The organism is Pigmentiphaga sp., assembly GCF_019689535.1.
GTDB lineage: Bacteria > Pseudomonadota > Gammaproteobacteria > Burkholderiales > Burkholderiaceae_B > Pigmentiphaga.
In genome coordinates this window covers 1-2,827 of record NZ_JADGHH010000308.1, presented here as the reverse complement: position 1 = coordinate 2,827, position 2,827 = coordinate 1, and the positions used below count along the sequence as shown (strand labels likewise).

Sequence of the window (2,827 nt, the reverse complement as noted above, 5' to 3'; positions counted from 1 at the left end):
GTGCTGGAAGCCCTCTGGCTGCGGACCCGCAGGCAGGTCTACATCGACCTATATCACTTCTGGCTCAACATATTCGCGGTCGCCTTCGCGATGGGCGTGGTCTCGGGCATCGTGATGGCCTATCAGTTCGGCACCAATTGGAGCAATTTTTCCCGCTTTGCCGGCAGCGTCACCGGCCCCTTGCTGACTTACGAGGTGCTCACGGCGTTCTTCCTCGAAGCCGGTTTCTTGGGCGTGATGCTGTTCGGGCTGAAACGGGTGGGCCCCGGCCTGCACTTCCTTGCCACGGTGGCCGTGGCCCTCGGCACGCTGATTTCGGCCACGTGGATCCTGGCATCGAACAGTTGGATGCATACGCCCCAAGGGCACGAGATACTCGACGGCCGCGTCGTGCCGGTGGATTGGCTGGCCGTGATCTTCAACCCCTCCTTTCCCTATCGCCTCGCCCACATGGTGGTCGCGGCCTATCTCGCCACGGCGCTGATGGTCGGCGGCTCGGCGGCCTGGCACCTCTTGCGTGGCCGCGACAGTCCGCACGTGCGCACCATGCTGTCGATGGCGATGTGGATGCTGCTGGCTGCGGCGCCCGTGCAAGCGGTACTGGGTGACCTGCACGGCCTCAATACGCTCGAGCACCAGCCGGCCAAGCTGGCAGCGATGGAGGGGCGTTGGGAGCGCGCGCCCGCTGGGGAGGGTGTGCCGCTGACGCTGTTCGGCTGGCCCGACATGGAAGCGGAGACCACGCGTTTCGCGGTGGACATCCCGCGGCTGGGTAGCCTCATCCTCACGCACACTTGGGACGGGCAAATCCCCGTCCTCAAGGACTTTCCGCCCGAAGACCGCCCCAACGCCACGATCGTGTTCTGGACCTTCCGCCTCATGGTCGGCCTGGGCCTGCTCATGATCGCGCTCGCGATAGGGGGCCTGCTGCTGCGGCGATCGTCGCGGCTATATACGTCCAGGCCTTTCCTGCGTTTCGCATTGCTCATGTCGCCGGCGGGCCTGGTCGCGATCCTCGCCGGCTGGTACACCACGGAAATTGGCCGCCAGCCCTGGACTGTCCACGGACTGCTGCGCACGGCCGACGCCGTCACCCCCCAACACACCGCCGGTCAGCTGACCTTCACCCTGCTGCTCTTCATCGCGGTCTATTTCGCGGTGTTTGGCGCCGGCACGGCCTACGGCCTGCGGCTGATCGCGAAAGGCCCCGCCCCCGACGAACACAAGCGGCAAGTGCCGGGCGGGCCGGGGGAAAAGCGGCAGCCGATGCGACCGCTCTCGGCCGCGCACGAAGCAACCAGCGCAGACGAACGCACGCATGAGGAGCCTCGCCATGGGCATTGACCTGCCGCTGATCTGGGCGGTGATCATTCTGTTCGGGATCATGATGTACGTCGTGATGGACGGCTTCGACCTCGGCATCGGCATCCTGTTTCCCTTCTTCGGCAGCAAGAACGATCGCGACGTCATGATGAACACCGTCGCGCCGGTGTGGGACGGCAACGAAACCTGGCTCGTCCTGGGCGGGGCGGGGCTGCTGGCCGCTTTTCCGCTCGCTTATTCGGTCATCCTTAGCGCCCTGGCGCTGCCTCTCATCCTGATGCTGATCGGGCTGATCTTCCGCGGCGTCGCCTTCGAGTTCCGCTTCAAGGCCCATGACCACGAACGCGGGCTGTGGGACGCCGCCTTCGCGGGCGGCTCGCTCCTTGCCACCTTCTGCCAGGGAGCCACGCTAGGCGCCTACCTGAACGGACTGCCGGTGCAGGACGGGCAATACGCAGGCGGCGCTTTCGATTGGCTCGCCCCCTTTCCGCTTTTCACCGGCCTGGGCTTGATATGCGCCTACGCCTTGTTGGGCGCGACTTGGTTGGTCATGAAAACCGACGCGGAACTGCAAGCACGCATGCGGCGCATTGCATCCCGCCTGGCCTGGCTCACCCTGGCTGTCATCGGGATCATCAGCATCTGGACGCCCCTTGCCCACCCTGCCATCGCCGAGCGATGGTTCAGCTTTCCCAATCTCCTCTGGTTCTCGCCGGTACCCATGCTCGTACTGCTGGTGGCATGGCGGCTACTACATACCCTGCGCGGAGACGGCCACGCCGAACCGTTCCTGTTGACGCTGGCGCTCGTGTTCCTCGGTTACAGCGGCCTGGGCATCAGCCTGTGGCCCAACGTCATCCCGCCTGAGATCTCGATCTGGGAAGCGGCCGCGCCGCCGCAAAGCATGGGATTCACGCTGGTCGGCACCCTGCTCATCATTCCGCTGGTGCTGATGTACACCGCATGGGGCTATTGGGTGTTCCGCGGCAAAGTGCGGCAAGGCGAAGGCTACCATTGATGAACCATGGACCGGGCGCCTGGAGGCGGCGGCTGGCCTGGCTGGTGCTGCTGTGGGCCGGCGGCGTGGCGGCGCTTGCCGCGCTCGCGGCGCTGCTGAAACTTGCCATGCGCGCCGCGGGCCTTGCATGAACGGCTAGCCGCCCCAGCGCATCCGCGTCCGTACCTCCTCGCTTGCCGCACGCGGCGCAGCCCGTCAGAATGGCGGCTCGCCGACACCGGGAGGAAATCATCATGGCAACCGTCGACGTCCTGATCCAAGGCTACCCTGGACGGGCCACTCATCATGGCGGACTTGGTTGGAGCACAGTCACGCTCGTGCGCCACGGCCCCCATGTCATTCTCGTCGACGTCGGCGCATTCGGTGCCCGCAAGCCCATCCTGAATGCACTGCGCAAGCACGGCGTGGAGCCCGCCGACGTGACCGACGTCGTGCTCACCCACGCCCACTACGACCACGCGGTCAACTTCACGCTGTTCCCCAGGG

The 2,827-nt window shown here is 65.7% G+C and carries 4 protein-coding genes; all 4 read left to right on the top strand.

Features of this window, described 5'->3' with window-relative positions; genetic code table 11:
• Window positions 1-1,344: cytochrome ubiquinol oxidase subunit I (locus tag IRZ12_RS17100; protein ID WP_296471156.1), on the top strand; the 1,344-nt coding region annotated here is incomplete at its 5' end.
• Window positions 1,334-2,341, top strand: coding sequence for a cytochrome d ubiquinol oxidase subunit II (cydB, locus tag IRZ12_RS17095; protein WP_296471153.1), 1,008 nt, complete (start codon window positions 1,334-1,336; stop codon window positions 2,339-2,341). The genes IRZ12_RS17100 and cydB, both read left to right, overlap by 11 nt.
• Window positions 2,341-2,472: a DUF2474 family protein gene (locus IRZ12_RS17090; protein ID WP_296471151.1), complete on the top strand. Its 132-nt coding sequence runs from the start codon at window positions 2,341-2,343 to the stop codon at window positions 2,470-2,472. Before cydB ends, IRZ12_RS17090 begins: the two co-directional genes overlap by 1 nt.
• Before the next feature lie 102 nt (window positions 2,473-2,574).
• On the top strand, window positions 2,575-2,827 hold a 253-nt coding region (locus tag IRZ12_RS17085; protein ID WP_296471149.1), incomplete at its 3' end, for an MBL fold metallo-hydrolase.